Raw genomic sequence first — 12,434 nt, forward strand, 5'->3', positions numbered from 1 at the left:
GAACGGCTTGCTGCACCGATCCTACAGCGACTGCCTCATACAATAAGGTCAAGAACATGAGCGTATCTATCCCGATCAACAGTTCGACGGAGTTGAAGCGTGGTGCCCTGGGTGTTGGTTTCATCATCTTCTTCGTGGTGTCGGCGGCGAGCCCGTTAAGTGTCATCGCCGGTGGCTTCCCGATTGGCATCATGCTGGGCAATGGCGCCGGCACGCCAGCGTTGCTGATCCTGGCGTTGCTGGTGCTGCTCGCGTTCTCGGTGGGTTACACCACCATGTCCCGGCACCTGACCAATGCCGGCGGTTTTTATGCGTTCACCTCACGTGGTTTGGGTGGCCTGGCAGGCGGAGCGGCCGGGGTATTGGCGATGTTTGCCTATAACATTCTTCAGGTCGGGTTGTATGGCATGTTCGGCGGGGTGGTCAGTGGCACCATGGAAAGCATGTTCGCACTGGTGCTGCCGTGGTGGTCTTACTCGCTGATGGCGATGGCGAGCATTGCGATTCTGGGGTATCGCAAGATCGACCTGTCGGCGCGGCTGCTGTCGGTGATGGTGATCGCCGAGTACCTGGCGATCCTGATCCTGGATTTTTCCATCCTCAAATCCGGCGGCGACAGCGGCATCAACCTTGATGCGTTTGATCGCGGTCATGTGTTCAGCGGCACACCGTCAATCGGCTTGCTGTTCTGCTTCGCGGCATTTATCGGCTTCGAGGCGACGACTATTTACGGCGAAGAGGCCAAGAACCCGCAGCGTACTATCCCGATTGCCACCTACTGCTCGGTGTTGCTGATCGGTGGGTTCTACGCACTGTCGGTATGGTCGATGGTGGTGGGCGTGGGTGCGGACAAAATCGTGCCGATGCTGCAGTCCTTGCAGGACCCGACGACGTTTATCTACGGCATGTCCGACCACTTTGTCGGCCCCTGGCTGACTCAGATTATCCGGGTGCTGTTCATGGTCAGTATCTATGCCGGCCTGCTGGCGTTTCATAACGCCGCGGCCCGTTACTTCTACGCGATTGGGCGTGACGGCCTGTTGCCGCACCGCTTGGGTACTACCCATCGCGTGCACCAGAGTCCTCATATGGGGTCGGCGTTGCAGAGCCTTATTTCGGCGGTGGTGGTACTGATTTTCGCCGCCATGGATGCCGATCCGATCCTGCAGCTGTTTGCCTGGCTGTCCAACTTGGCCACGCTGTGCGTGATTTTGTTGATGGCGCTCACGTCCGCAGCGGTTATCTTCTTTTTCCGGCGTCACCCCGAACTCAAGGTGGGGATCTGGCGTGGGCGGATTTTCCCCGGTTTCTCTTGCATTGCCCTATTGGCGGTCCTGGTACTCGCGGTGGTGCATTTCGATGTACTGACGGGCGCCAGCCTGGCCTTGTCATACAGTCTCTGCGCGATCATTCCCGCGGCCCTGCTGGGTGGCGTGTTCCTGGCGGCTCGACTTCGCAAGGCGTCGCCGCAGCGGTACCAGGCATTGGGCAGCCACAAGCTTTAAGGCCCCACGCAGAACTTTTCAACCAAATCTGCGCGTTGCTTACCAAGGAAGGTCTGCGACCTCGCGCGGCTGCGCCTGTCTGCTCAGCATGACCAGCAGCGAGGCGATCAACAGCAGGACTGCCGACGCTGCCAGCACGGCAACGAAGCCTGCATCGAACGCCGCACGGGCGAATGCGCTCAGCATCGCGCGGCCTTCGGGTGACAACGTCTCGGCGACGACCAACGCGTCGTCGAGACTCTCGAATGTCGCGGGGTTCAGGGTCAGCCATGCCGGAATCATCAGGCCCGCCGAATACGCATAAATCGCCGATGACAGACTGCCCGCCAGCGTCACACCCACAGCACCGCCCAGTTCAAAGGACACTTCCTCGATGGAGGCGGCCATGCCGGCTTTATCGGCGGGCACGCTGAGCATGATGGTGCTGGACGAAACGGTCAGTGCAGCGCCAATCGTCAAGCCCAATAGGGCAAGGCTGGCGACTTGCAGGTAAACCGCAGCGTTGTACAGCAAGAGATAGCTCAGCATCGCGGCTGACGACAGCAGCAACGTCCAGCACAGCATCCGCCGGTTTCCCAGGCGCGGCAGGTAGTAACCGGCAAGCGGCCCTGCGACGAAGGAGCCCAGTGGGAGGGGAAGGATGAACAATGCCGCCTCCAGCGGCGACATGCCGAGTACCAGTTGCAGGCGCTGGCTGAACACCAGTTCCATGCCGATCAACGCAGCGGCCGACACGACTGCTGAAATGACGGCATTTCTGAAGCCCGGTGCAGTGAACAGCGCCAGATCGAGCATCGGCTGTGCGGCACGGCGTTGGCGTCGAATGAACAGTGTCAGAAATAGCGCACCCAGCACGACCGCCACCAGCATGCCGTCGAAGGAGGGCGCCCGTTTACCGAGTTCCTTGACGGCATACGCCAGGCTGATCAACCCGATCATGACCTGCAGCGAGCCCAGCCAGTCCCATCGCTTTTTGGCATCCCCCGGGTGATTCGGGATCAACACCGCGCCGAGGACCAATGCCACCAGCACAATAGGCACGTTGATCAGAAATACCGAGCCCCACCAGAAGTGCTCCAGCAGCAGGCCGCCCACCACCGGGCCGAACGCGGCGCCCCCTGAGGCAACCGATGCCCAGATGCCGAATGCCATCGCCTGCTCGCGCGGGTCGGCGAACGTCAACCGCACGATGGCCAGCGTAGCCGGCATCATCATCGCCGCGCCGACAGCCAGGAAGCCGCGGGCACCGATCAATACGCTGGCCGATGGCGAGAAGGCCGCGATCAGCGAGAACAGGCCAAACACACTCAGCCCGCCGATAAACAGGCGTTTGTGCCCGAGGCGGTCACCGAGTGTGCCCATGCCCAACAGCAGCCCGGCAGCGATCAATGCATAGATGTTGATGATCCAGAGCTTTTGCGAGGCCGAGGCATCGAGCTCACGGGTCAGTGTCGGCAGGGCGGTGTACAACACCGTCATATCAATGACGATCAGCAGCAATGCGCTGGAAATAATGGCCAGGATCAGCCAACGACGTGGGGGAATCATGGGGGGGCTCGATGAACGATGGTCGAAAGCCGGCAACTGTCACTCAGTCAAGACGTCAGCACCGGCAGGTAGCCTGCCGTGCCCCTTTACACTCGAAAATGGCCGACAAGCTGCTGTTGATGGTTGGCCATTTCATGGAGTGAGTCACTGGCCGTTGAGGCATCGCTCATCCGTTTGGTCAGTGTTTCGCTGATGCTGCGAATGCCACTGACCCGATGGTTGATATCTTCCACGACCGTGCTTTGCTCCAGGGCTGCGCTGGCGATCTGCTGATTCATCTGCTCGATCACATCCACGGCCTGGGAAATATTCTCCAGCGCCGTACGGGTCTGTTGCACCTGGATCACGCTGTTGCCGGCTTGCTCGCGGCTCAGCTGGGTACTGTGCACCACCTCCTGGCTCAACTGCTGCAACATTTCTATCACCGTGCGGACCTGTTCGACCGAGCTCTGGGTGTTGCTGGCCAGGTGCCTGACTTCATCGGCTACCACCGCGAAGCCGCGCCCCTGTTCGCCCGCTCTGGCCGCTTCGATGGCCGCATTCAACGCCAGCAAGTTGGTCTGCTGCGCGATGGTGCTGATGACGTCCAGCACCTGGCCGATCTGGGTGCTGCTATTGGCGAGGGCATGCACTTGCTTAAGGGTGGTGTCCAGACGCTGATCGAGGCTTTCGATGCTGCTTTCGGCGATGGAGAACACCGCTTGACCTGATCGGCTCGCGCTTTCGGCGGCTGTCGCTGCGTCGGCGGCACCGTGGGAATGGCGCGCCACTTGCTGGGCACTGGCACTCATTTCGTGCAGCGCGGTCGCGGCCAGCTCCACTTCGCGGTACTGGCGTTGCATCCCTGCGCTGACTTCCCGGGCAATCCCCGACGAGGTATTGGCGCTGTTGCGGGTATCCAGGGAGGCGGTTTGAATGTCGCGAATAATTGGCTGCAACTTGTCCAGAAAACGGTTGAACCCATTGGCTAATTGGCCCAATTCGTCGCGTCGCCCGGCGGGCAGGCGTTGGGTGAGGTCACCATCGCCATCGACGATGGCATCAAGCAGGCCTGCCACCTTCAGCAGCGGGCGTGTCACCCCGTAGGCGGCCAGCCAGATCAGCAACATGCCGAGGCAACTGGCCAATACCCCCAGGCAAAGGTTGAGCCAGTTGGCCTGGCGGCTTTTGTCGTCCAGTTCGCTTTGCATTTGCCGGGCGGGTGCCTGCACCAGGGCTTGGGGAACCTTGATCTCCAGTTGCCAGAGTGGATTGCCTGCCACGGGTTGCAGAGCCTGGCGTATATCGAGGGTGGTCCCGGAGACTTCGCCGCTGCGTCCTGCCACCTGGCCGGAGGCCGACACAATGGCCACTTCGCTGTTGCCTTGATACAGGTCCTGGCCGAGGTCGGCAGCCAGCTTTTGCAGCGTGTCGAGGCCAATGTCTATGCCGACCACGCCGAGGATCTTGCCGTTGGCGATCAGAGGGACAGAAATGCTGCTCATCAGGACTTTCTGGCCTTCCACCTCACTGGTGTAGGGCTCCACCACGCACGTGCGCCTTTGAGCTTGAGGGCAGGTGTACCAGACGTTTGTCGGTTCGCTGCCGGGGGGCGCTGTGTTGGTGAAGATTTGCGCCTCGGTGAGCACATCCTGGACCAATTGTCCCGGCTGGCTCTGTGACCAATACAGCGCAAAACGACCTTTTTCGTTGCTCGCCAGTGCACGTTGCCCGACGAAATTAGCGTCTGCGCCCGCCAACGCGTCAGGCAGAAGGATGACGTACAGGCCGAGCACTTTTTCGCGGTTGAGCAATGTCTGACGGGTCACGCTGATCAGCGCTTCGCGCAATTGCCCAGCCGTGAGGCGTCCATTGAGCGTTTGATCGCGCAGTTGCAGAACCTGTTGCGCGAATCCTTCGCTATACAGCGCCGTTTCGTTGAAAAAGCGTTCGACCTGTTGGCCATGGGCAGCGGCCTGGGCTTGCAAGCGCTCCACGGCGGCTTGCCCGAGCAGGTGACTGCTCTGCTCCTTCAGCAATTTTGCACTTTGTTGGTTCTGGTACACCGAGGTGCCTACCAGCGCGCCGACGACAGCCAACAGGCACAGTCCGCTCAGGAGTGTGATCCGCCATTGGATAGTGAGATGAGCTAAACGCATGACTGGGACTTCCTGCAGAGGGCTTTGGCTGCGATGGGCTGTGGACCAGGCCCTCGCTTTTATTATCGGTGCCGGCATCTGGGTATAGAGCGGGTGACGCTAGCATGCGGGAGGGAACGGCCAGCCGGTTATCCCGAATCGGCAAGGACTGCCGGATTGCGGGTGCCGCATCGACCTGTTTTGGGGCGGCGCCTCGGATGCTACCGATTTGGGATAGCGAGCGGTTCAGGGGCGGGCATAGGATCGAGTTCAGCGCGCAACTAAAACAAAACGCTAATTGGTGCCGATGGAATTCAATCGGGCCACCCCAACAGCGACTGCCTCATACAATAAGGTCAACAACATGAGTGTACCTATCTCGATCAACAGCTCCACGGAGCTCAAGCGTGGCGCCCTGGGCGTCGGGTTCATCATCTTCTTCGTGGTGTCGGCGGCGAGTCCTTTAAGTGTGATCGCCGGTGGCTTCCCGATTGGCATCATGCTGGGTAACGGTGCCGGTACTCCGGCATTGCTGATCCTGGCGTTGCTGGTGCTGCTCGCGTTCTCGGTGGGTTACACCACCATGTCCCGGCACCTGACCAATGCCGGCGGTTTTTATGCGTTCACCTCACGTGGTTTGGGTGGCCTGGCAGGCGGCGCGGCCGGGGTGTTGGCGATGTTTGCCTATAACATTCTTCAGGTCGGGTTGTATGGCATGTTCGGTGGGGTCGTCAGTGGCACCATGGAAAGTGTATTTGGGCTGGTGTTGCCGTGGTGGTCCTACTCGCTGATGGCGATGGCGAGCATTGCGATTCTGGGCTATCGCAAGATCGACCTTTCTGCGCGGGTGCTGTCGGTGGTGGTAATCGCCGAGTACCTGGCGATCCTGATCCTGGATTTTGCCATCCTCAAATCCGGCGGCGACAGCGGCATCAACCTTGATGCATTCGACCGCGCCCATGTGCTCGGCGGTACCCCGTCCATCGGCCTGCTGTTTTGCTTTGCGGCATTCATCGGCTTTGAGGCCACCACCATTTACGGTGAAGAAGCCATAAACCCTAAACGTACCATTCCGATTGCCACCTACAGTTCGGTGCTGCTGATCGGCGGGTTCTACGCGCTGTCGGTGTGGTCGATGGTGGTGGGCGTGGGCGCGGACAAGATCGTGCCGATGCTGCAGGCCTTGCAGGATCCCACGACGTTTATCTATGGCATGTCCGATCACTTTGTCGGCCCCTGGCTGACTCAGATTATCCGGGTGCTGTTCATGGTGAGTATCTATGCCGGCCTCCTGGCCTTTCATAACGCCGCGGCGCGTTATTTTTACGCGATCGGCCGTGACGGCCTGTTGCACAGTCTGTTGGGCACCACTCACCGCGTGCATCAGAGCCCCCATATGGGCTCAGTGTTGCAGAGCCTGATTGCTGCTGTGGTGGTACTGATTTTCGCTGCATTGGATGCGGACCCGATCCTGCAACTGTTCGCCTGGTTCTCCAACCTCGCCACCCTCTGCGTCATTTTACTGATGGCGCTGACGTCGGTAGCGGTCTGCGTCTACTTTCAGCGTCATCCCGAGCTTAACGTCGGGATATGGCGTGGGCGCATCCTGCCTGTTTTCTCCTCCCTGGCATTGGTGCTCGTGCTGGGACTGGCGGTGGTGCATTTCGACGTGTTGACCGGGGCCAGCCAGCTGTTGTCCTACGGACTCTGCGCCATCATTCCCGCGGCCCTGATCATCGGCGTCATGCTCGCCGCGCGCTTGCGAAAGATCTCCCCGCAACGGTTTCTCGCCTTGGGCAGCCACAAGCTTTAAGGCCGCACTCGTTACTGCTCGACTAACCAGACAATTCCAGCCTGCCGTTGCTCGGCATGGCTCGTCAGTGTGTGAAAGGAAGGTTTCAAATGCACAACTACAAGATGCTCATCAATGGCGTTCAGGTCGCCGGTGAACAGGGCCAGTTTGATGTGATCAACCCGGCCACCGGTGCTGCATTCGCCCAATGCCCCGCCGGCTCGCTGGCGCAACTCGACCAGGCGGTCGACGCTGCACAAGCGGCGTTCAAAAGCTGGCGGCACAGCACCCACGCAGACCGTTGCGAGCGCCTGTTGGCGGTTGCGGCGGATATCGAGCGGGAGGCAGAGTCACTGGCCCGACTGATTGTGCTGGAACAAGGTAAACCACTGGAACTGGCGTTTTCCGAAGTCATGGGGTCCGCCGCCTGGACCCGCTATGCGGCCGGGCAGGAGATTGCCGTGGAGCTGGTGGAGGAAACCCCCACCCAGCGGATCGAGTTGCATCGCAAGCCTTTGGGTGTGGTGGCGTCGATCACGCCGTGGAACTGGCCATTCATGATCGCCGTCTGGCACATCATGCCGGCGCTGCGAGCCGGTAACTGTGTGATCAGCAAACCGTCGAGCCTGACCCCGCTGAGCACCTTGCGCCTGGTGGAGATCATCGCCCGCCATGTGCCTCACGGCGTGATCAATTGCCTGACGGGTGAGCAAGGTTTCGGCAGCGCAATCACTTCGCACACCGGCATTCAGAAGATTGTGTTCACCGGCTCGACCGCCACCGGACAAAGCGTCATGCGCGGCGCCGCCAACAACCTCAAGCGCCTGACGCTGGAGCTGGGTGGTAACGACGCGGCAATCGTTCTGCCCGGTACGTCGGTTGAGGCGGTGGTCGAGGAGATTTTCCAGGCGGCGTTTCTCAACATGGGCCAGACCTGCGCGGCCCTCAAGCGCCTGTATATCCACGAATCGCAGTACCAGGCCTTTGCTGATGCGCTGACCCTGATTGCGACGCGCCAAGTGGTGGGCGATGGCCTGGAAGCTGGCGTCACCTTTGGACCGGTGCAAAACCTTGAGCAATTGGAGCTTGTCGACGCGCTGGTCGCTGACGCGCGGGCACAAGGCGCACGCGTGCTGTGCGGCGGCGCGCGTCTGGATCGCCCCGGTTTCTTTTATCCGCCGACCCTGGTCGCGGACGTGACAGATGGCCAGCGTCTGGTCGACGAGGAACAGTTCGGTCCTGTGTTGCCTTTGATCGCGTACCGGGATGTCGAGGATGTACTGCGGCGCGCCAATGCCGGCGACATGGGGCTGGGCGGATCGGTCTGGGGGCCGGATGTCGAGCAGGCCCAGGCACTGGCCAGCCGCCTGGAAAGCGGCGTTGCCTGGGTCAATTGCCACGCGCAGATTCAGCCGAATACGCCGTTTGGCGGCAGCAAGATGTCCGGGTTTGGCGTCGAGTTCGGCCTTGAGGGGCTGCTGGAGTTCACTGGCCAGCAACTGCTGTTTGTCCGCCCCTTTAAAAGCGCACCACAAGGAGCTTGAGCCATGCGCAATCCATCACGCCATCCCGTGTTTGGTAGCACGCTTGTGTGCACATTGGTGCTATGCGCCATCAATCAGGCCCAGGCCTATGAGTTGTACAGTGATGAGGGCCGTCACCTCAACGCAGACATGACCGCCGTGTTCGGCCAGTTCAACAGTCGCAAGAACTACGACGGCACACCCGGTGGATCTACCTGGCGCGAAGGCTTTATCAAATACGGCTTGAGTGGCGACCAGTCCCTGGCGGGCAATGGCACTGCATATGGGGCATTCGCCCTGGTCAGTTCCGCCACCTGGGGCGACGGCGACCCAGGCGGCAATTCCCTGGGAACTGAGCGCACAACAAAGATCGAAGACGCCTACCTGGGCTGGCGCTCCGGCGACCTGTTCCCTGCGTTAGGCAAGGACGGGGTTGATATTTCCGGCGGGCGCCAGGTGGTCAAGCTGGGCCGAGGGTTCCTGATCAACGATGACGGACTGAACCCGGGCGAGGGTCCGGCCAATGGCACTATGAACCGTGGGGGCGCTTATTACCTGGCTGCACGGCATGCGTTCGATCAAACCGCGCTGTTGCGCCTGGGTGGGCAAGATGGCCTGCACGGCAGTCTGGTGTGGCTCAAATCCGACAACCGCGTCCAGGCCGAAACCGAACTGGCCGCCGGCACGCTGGATTACACCACCCAGCCGGGTACGATCGGATTGACCTGGGTACACGGCATCGACGTGAGCGATCAATGGGCCACCGACTTTCAACGCCAGCGCAAAGGCATGAACGTCTACAGCGTTCGCGGTGAAGGCGATGCGGGCATCGAGAACGTCAGCCTGGCGTTCGAATACGCCTGGCAGGACAAGGACGCCGGGCCTGAGAAAGCCTGGTACGGCGAAGCGGGCTACACCTTCGCCGATACCGCCTGGGCGCCCAAGGTGACCTATCGCTATACCCGCTATTCACAGAAATGGGATCCGCTGTTCACTGGCTTGAGCATGGGCTACGGCACCTGGTTCCAGGGCGAAGTCGCCGGAAACTACGCCGGGCCGTTCAACAGCAATACCAGCATTCAGCACGTCGGTCTGAAGGCCACTCCGCTGGAAAACCTGACCTTGGGCGCGCTGTATTTCGATTTCGATACGGTGCGTAAAAACAACGCGCTGAACCTCAATGCCCGTGAGCTGGATATCTACGCCGAATGGGCAGCCAACCCGCACTTGATCATTACCCCGCTGATTGGCCTCTACAAACCCGATCAGGACTCAACCACGGGTGGCAATCAAGTCGGCGGCAATGGCACCAACCTGTACAGCCAATTGACGGTGGCTGTTCCGTTCTGACCGCACATCCGCCGCGTCCCCGGTAAGAGACCGGCGGCTTGTCCATAGGCTAGGGCGTGGTGGTGTTCGACTGATTACGCATGTTTTCGGCGATGCGCCGAGTGGTATCCATGACCATTTCGATCACGGTTTCCTGGCGCAGCAGCTTGAAGCTCTGCGTGCTGCCGACGGCGGACAGGCTGCCAACCACTTCGTCGATGTCCGTCTGGATGATCGGCGCGGCGATGCCGGTCAAGCCCAGGTTGAGTTCATCATGGGTGAGGCAGTAACCGTCCTTGCGAATCTTTTTCGCGGCCTTGGAGAAGCTTGACCAGTCATAAGGGCAGTCCGGGTCGTTGGCCATATGCTCGTCGAACAAGCGTTGCAAACGGCGACCTTTCTGAAAGGCGATCAACACCTTGGATTGCGCGCCGCGAAAGAACGGCAGCGGTTGCCCGCGCCCGAACGCAAAGTGGTAGGTGTCGGTGGGTTCGGCGATGTAGGTGTTGATGATGCGACCGTCATAAAAGACGCTCGCAAACACGGCCAGGCCGGTTTGCGCGGACAGCTCGTGCATCAACTCGCGCCCGGCAACGAGGATAGGGTCGTACTGACGCATCATCCAGTCCAGTTCGATGACTCGCGGTCCCAAGCCATAACTGCCGGCGTCCACGCGGGTCAGCAGGCCGGCGTCGCACAAATCCTTGACGTAGCGGTACACGGTCGCACGTGACAGGCCCATGCGCTCGGCAATGGTGTCGGGGTCGATTTTCAATGTCTGTGGACCGAACAGGTCCAAGACACTCAGCAATTTGCTCAGGCTACTCATTTCGTTCCTAAAGACGGGGGGAGGGCGCGTGCTTCGTTCCGGCGTAGACCAGACATCCCGCAGAAGCGCCAAGCGCTGGCGCAACACTACCTCAGTGAGAGAAAAACGCAATCTCGGCAGTCTTTCTGGTGCAAATAAAATCGCATAAATCTCACAAAACGAGACAAATACGAATTTAATGCTTGTTGGTTGAGTATTTGTGTGTGATAAATCTCATCACTGCAAATGCTCAAGCAAGAGGGCTGAAAATGAATGGTGCGCAACTGATAGTGAATGCGGCAGCGGCAAGCGGTATCGAATACTGCTTCGCCAACCCCGGAACCACCGAAATTCCATTGGTGGCGGCCATGGCCAGCGCACCAGCACTGAAGCCGGTGTTGTCGTTGTTCGAAGGGGTGTGCACGGGGGCGGCGGATGGGTATGGCCGGATTGCCGGCAAGCCGGCGATGACCCTGACGCACCTGGGCCCCGGGTTTGCCAATGGCATCGCCAACCTGCACAACGCACGTCGTGCCAATACCCCTATCGTCAACGTGATCGGTGATCACGCGTCATGGCATGTCAACTACGATCCGCCGCTGGCCAGTGACATCCAGGCCTTGGCCGGGACTGTCTCCGGTTGGGTGCGCACCTCGCGCACGGCGTCGGGTATCGGCGAAGATTTGCAGGAAGCGGTGCGGTCGGCCTGGCAGGCCAAAGGGCAGATCGCCAGCCTGATTCTGCCCATGGACCTGCAAGCCAGCGCAGTGACGCACAACGGCGTGTTCGCTCCGATGCGGGCGCCGATTCGCCGGTTTGCCGGTGACCGGGTCGAGACGGTGGCACAGGCACTGCGTGACGGGCAGCGCCTGGTGTTTATTGTCGGGGATGAGGGGTTGTCGGTTGCCGGTCTGGAAGCAGCGGGGCGCCTGGCCCAACTGCCTGGCGTGCGCCTGTTTGCCGAGACCTTTCCACGGCTCAGCTACCGTGGTGGTGGTTTGCCGGATCTGGATCGCCTGCCGTACTTCCCGGAAGTGGCCATTGAAATCCTTGAGCAGTACGACCAGGTCGTGTGTGCCGGGGTGCCGGAGCCCATCAGTTATTTTGGCTACGAAGGCATCCCGTCGCGCCTCGCCGAGCGTGAGCGTCTGCTGACGCTGGCCGATGTCGGTGACGATGTAGCCGGCGCGCTGACGGCGCTGGCCGATGCCCTCAATGCACCGGCCTACGTGCCGACGCCGATGGGCATCGAACTGCCGCCAGGCCATGCCGAGCTCACACCTCAGTCCATCGGCCAGGTTTTAGCCGCATCGCTGCCGGACGACAGCATTGTCTCCGTGGAAGGCGGCACTTGTGGCTATCCGTTTTTCACCGCCTCTGCTAGCGCCGCGCGGCACCGGGTGTTGACCAATACCGGTGGCGCGATCGGCCAGGGCATTCCGGTGGGGTTCGGCGCCGCCTTGGCGGAGCGGGGCAATCGCGTGTTCTGCCTGCAATCCGACGGCAGTGCCCAGTACACCATCCAAACCCTGTGGAGCATCGCCCGTGAGCAGGTGCCGGTGGTGATCCTGATTGCCGCCAACCATCGCTACGCCATTTTGCAGAACGAACTGCGCCGCTTCGGCATGACTGAAATGGGCCCCGAAGCCCTGCGCCTGACGGTGCTCGATAGCCCGCGGATTGACTGGAAAGCGCTGGCCAAGGGCTACGGTGTGCCGGCCTGCACGGTGCACACCAATGCCGAACTGCAACAGGCGCTGGCCAATGCCAATGCCGACGGTGGTCCTTGCCTGATCGAAATGGCGCTGTGAA

At 60.7% G+C, this 12,434-nt stretch carries 8 protein-coding genes and 1 pseudogene; 5 read left to right on the forward strand and 4 right to left on the reverse strand.

From position 1 onward, the window contains the following. Window positions 1-56: 56 nt before the first annotated feature. Window positions 57-1,505 carry an APC family permease gene (locus tag FFH90_RS13595; RefSeq protein ID WP_018927847.1) on the forward strand — a complete coding sequence of 483 codons (1,449 nt, stop codon included), beginning with the start codon at window positions 57-59 and terminating at the stop codon, window positions 1,503-1,505. Window positions 1,506-1,544: 39 nt separating this feature from the next. Here the strand turns inward: FFH90_RS13595 and FFH90_RS13600 are convergent, their stop codons facing one another. The 3 genes and pseudogenes from FFH90_RS13600 to FFH90_RS30675 all read right to left on the reverse strand — a co-directional run. Beyond that, a complete protein-coding gene (locus tag FFH90_RS13600; RefSeq protein WP_138867346.1) occupies window positions 1,545-3,053 on the reverse strand; it encodes an MFS transporter in 1,509 nt (502 codons plus the stop codon). An 86-nt stretch (window positions 3,054-3,139) separates the two neighbouring features. Beyond that, a complete protein-coding gene (locus FFH90_RS30670; protein ID WP_372240863.1) occupies window positions 3,140-3,895 on the reverse strand; it encodes a methyl-accepting chemotaxis protein in 756 nt (251 codons plus the stop codon). A gap of 102 nt (window positions 3,896-3,997) precedes the next feature. Then, window positions 3,998-5,269 (reverse strand): annotated as a pseudogene (locus tag FFH90_RS30675) (HAMP domain-containing protein); the annotation flags it as partial. A 265-nt stretch (window positions 5,270-5,534) separates the two neighbouring features. Here FFH90_RS30675 and FFH90_RS13610 point away from each other — a divergent pair. From FFH90_RS13610 to FFH90_RS13620, 3 genes are all read left to right on the forward strand, one after another. After that, complete coding sequence (locus FFH90_RS13610) at window positions 5,535-6,983, forward strand: APC family permease (protein WP_138867348.1); 1,449 nt, start codon at window positions 5,535-5,537, stop codon at window positions 6,981-6,983. An 89-nt stretch (window positions 6,984-7,072) separates the two neighbouring features. Beyond that, window positions 7,073-8,506 carry an aldehyde dehydrogenase family protein gene (locus tag FFH90_RS13615; RefSeq protein ID WP_138867349.1) on the forward strand — a complete coding sequence of 478 codons (1,434 nt, stop codon included), beginning with the start codon at window positions 7,073-7,075 and terminating at the stop codon, window positions 8,504-8,506. A gap of 3 nt (window positions 8,507-8,509) precedes the next feature. Beyond that, complete coding sequence (locus FFH90_RS13620; RefSeq protein ID WP_177431119.1) at window positions 8,510-9,835, forward strand: hypothetical protein; 1,326 nt, start codon at window positions 8,510-8,512, stop codon at window positions 9,833-9,835. Window positions 9,836-9,884: 49 nt separating this feature from the next. On the opposite strand, the gene FFH90_RS13625 is transcribed toward FFH90_RS13620, so the two are convergent. Then, window positions 9,885-10,643, reverse strand: coding sequence for an IclR family transcriptional regulator (locus FFH90_RS13625; protein ID WP_018927853.1), 759 nt, complete (start codon window positions 10,641-10,643; stop codon window positions 9,885-9,887). A 248-nt stretch (window positions 10,644-10,891) separates the two neighbouring features. Here FFH90_RS13625 and FFH90_RS13630 point away from each other — a divergent pair, with 248 nt between their 5' ends. Beyond that, window positions 10,892-12,433 carry an acetolactate synthase large subunit gene (locus FFH90_RS13630; protein ID WP_111454537.1) on the forward strand — a complete coding sequence of 514 codons (1,542 nt, stop codon included), beginning with the start codon at window positions 10,892-10,894 and terminating at the stop codon, window positions 12,431-12,433. Window position 12,434 lies beyond the last annotated feature (1 nt).

This window comes from Pseudomonas sp. ATCC 43928, from assembly GCF_005938665.2.
Classification (GTDB): Bacteria; Pseudomonadota; Gammaproteobacteria; order Pseudomonadales; family Pseudomonadaceae; genus Aquipseudomonas.

Bases quoted from the DNA above. Each gene is read 5' to 3' on its own strand.
- FFH90_RS13610 (WP_138867348.1), top strand. From the start codon at position 5,535: ATGAGTGTACCTATCTCGATCAACAGCTCCACGGAGCTCAAGCGTGGC.
- FFH90_RS13595 (WP_018927847.1), top strand. From the start codon at position 57: ATGAGCGTATCTATCCCGATCAACAGTTCGACGGAGTTGAAGCGTGGT.
- FFH90_RS13620 (WP_177431119.1), top strand. From the start codon at position 8,510: ATGCGCAATCCATCACGCCATCCCGTGTTTGGTAGCACGCTTGTGTGC.
- FFH90_RS13615 (WP_138867349.1), top strand. From the start codon at position 7,073: ATGCACAACTACAAGATGCTCATCAATGGCGTTCAGGTCGCCGGTGAA.
- FFH90_RS13600 (WP_138867346.1), bottom strand. From the start codon at position 3,053: ATGATTCCCCCACGTCGTTGGCTGATCCTGGCCATTATTTCCAGCGCA.
- FFH90_RS13630 (WP_111454537.1), top strand. From the start codon at position 10,892: ATGAATGGTGCGCAACTGATAGTGAATGCGGCAGCGGCAAGCGGTATC.
- FFH90_RS30670 (WP_372240863.1), bottom strand. From the start codon at position 3,895: ATGCAACGCCAGTACCGCGAAGTGGAGCTGGCCGCGACCGCGCTGCAC.
- FFH90_RS13625 (WP_018927853.1), bottom strand. From the start codon at position 10,643: ATGAGTAGCCTGAGCAAATTGCTGAGTGTCTTGGACCTGTTCGGTCCA.